The organism is Micromonospora sp. NPDC023633, assembly GCF_040640035.1.
In the GTDB taxonomy this organism is placed as follows: Bacteria; Actinomycetota; Actinomycetes; order Mycobacteriales; family Micromonosporaceae; genus Micromonospora.
Genome location: NZ_JBFABB010000269.1, coordinates 1 through 2,174, shown reverse-complemented (window position 1 = coordinate 2,174; position 2,174 = coordinate 1). Strand labels below are relative to the sequence as shown.

2 protein-coding genes are annotated in these 2,174 nt (G+C 68.3%); both read right to left on the bottom strand.

What is annotated here, in order from left to right:
- Positions 1-328: beta-ketoacyl synthase N-terminal-like domain-containing protein (locus tag AB0G13_RS34605; protein ID WP_357883889.1), on the bottom strand; the 328-nt coding region annotated here is incomplete at its 3' end.
- The coding region (locus AB0G13_RS34600) for an SDR family NAD(P)-dependent oxidoreductase (protein ID WP_357883886.1) at positions 325-2,174 on the bottom strand (1,850 nt) is incomplete at its 5' end. The genes AB0G13_RS34600 and AB0G13_RS34605, both read right to left, overlap by 4 nt.

Here is a 2,174-nt window from a genome sequence, read left to right as displayed (position 1 = left end):
AGAACCCCGCGTCGAACAACGCCGCACCAGTCAGGAACCCACCCTCCCGGGCATAACTGGTCCCCGACCGCGCCGGATCCGGGTCATACAACGACTCGACATCCCAACCCCGATCCATCGGCCATGGCCCGATGGCGTCGCCACCCGCGGCAATGAGATCCCAGAGCTGTTCCGGGGTATCTATGCCGGCCGAGAACCGGCAGGCCATCGAGACCACGGCGATGGGCTCAGTCCCCCGATCCTGAATCTCGTGCAGGCGTCGCCGGGTCTCCAGCAGGTTGTCCGTGGCCTGTCGCAGATATGTCCGCAGCTTCTCATCGTTGCTCACGCCGTTCGCCCTCCCTCGGAGCTTGCGATCTTGTCGAGAACGTCGAACAGCTCGTCATCGGAGGCCGCATAGGTGTCGATCACCGGGATTGCCCCGTGGCCGCCCGTCTGGGCCTCGAGCCTGCGCACCAGCTCACGCAGGCGGTCCGCCAGCTTCGTTGGATCTCTGCCATCTCCCGGGGCCAACGTGCGTATAGCCTGCTCGATCCGGTCCAAGTCGGACTGCAGAGCATTTGCGGGCGTCTTCTCCTCTGGCACAACTCGCGTCCACAGCTCGCGGCCGAGTTCGGCGGGGGTGGGGTAGTCGAAGACCAGCGTGGCCGGCAACGACAGTCCGGTCGCGGTCGCCAGCCGGTTACGCAGCTCCACCGCGGTCAACGAGTCGAAGCCGAGCTCGCGGAACGCGCTGTCCGGGTCGATCGTCGCTGGGTCGGGATGGCCGAGTACGACGGCGGCCTGTGTCCGTACCAGTTCCAGGACTGTCCGTTGGCGTTCCTCGACTCCCATAGCGGCCAGCCTGGTGGCCAGGTCCACCCGCGTATCGGTTGTGGTCGCCGCCCGGCGGGCGGAGCCGCCAGCCAGCACCCGCCACAGCGGCGGCACGCTACCGGCCCCGGCTCGACGTAGCGCGGCCACGTCCAACCGGATCGGTACCAGTTGCGGCTGGTCGGTGCGCACCGCCGTATCGAACAATGCCAGGCCCTGCTCGGGGGACATGGCAAGGATGCCGTTGCGTCGCATCCGGTCCAGGTCGACCTCGTCGAGACGCTCGGTCATCGCCGACTGTGGGGCCCACAGTCCCCACGCCAGTGACTGTCCGACCAGACCCGCGGTCTGCCGTCGTAGCGCCAGGGCGTCCAGGACCGCGTTCGCCGCGGCGTAGTTGCCCTGCCCCGGTGACCCGAGGGTGGCCGCTGCCGAGGAATACACCACGAACAACGCGAGATCCATATCCTGGGTCAGCTCGTGCAGCCACCACGCCGCGTCGGCCTTGGCCCGCAGCACCGTCTCCAGCCGCTGCGGCGTCAACGCCTCGATCACCCCGTCATCGAGCACTCCGGCGGTGTGCACCACCCCGACCATCGGATGCTCGGCCGGCACCGCCGCCAACACCTCAGCCAGGGCATCGCGGTCAGCGACGTCACACGCCGCCACCTGCACCCGCGCGCCCAGCTCAGTCAGATCAGCGACCAGCTCCGTTGCTCCCGCCGCGGCCGGGCCCCGCCGGGACAACAACAACAGATGCCTGACCCCGTGCGTGGCGACCAGATGCCGGGCCACCAACCCACCCAACACCCCGGTCCCACCAGTGATCACCACCGTGCCACGCGAATCCAACCCGGCCGGCAGCCGCAGCACCACCTTGCCCACGTGGCGGGCCGCTTGCAGGTAGCGCAAGGCCTGCACTGCGTGAGCTGAGTCGAATACGCTCACCGGCAGTGGCTGGAGGATCTCAGCGGCGAACATGTCCAGGATCTCGGCCAGCATCTGCCCGATCCGGTCAACGCCGGCTTCGGGCAGGTCGAACGCCTGATACGCCACCCCGGGATGGTTTGCGGCAATCCGGGCCGGGTCCCGCACGTCGGTTTTACCCATCTCCACGAACCGGCCGCCGCGGGGCAGCAGTTGCAGCGACGCGTCCACGAATTCCCCGGCCAGGGCGTTGAGGACCACATCCACACCCTCCCCGCCGGTCGCGGTCAGGAAGCTCTGGCGGAAGTCCAGATCGCGGGAGGAGGCCAGGTGCGTATCGTCCAAACCCATCCCGCGCAGGGTGTCCCACTTACCGGCACTGGCGGTGGCGTATATCTGCAATCCCCAGGCCTGGGCCAGTTGCACCGCGGCCA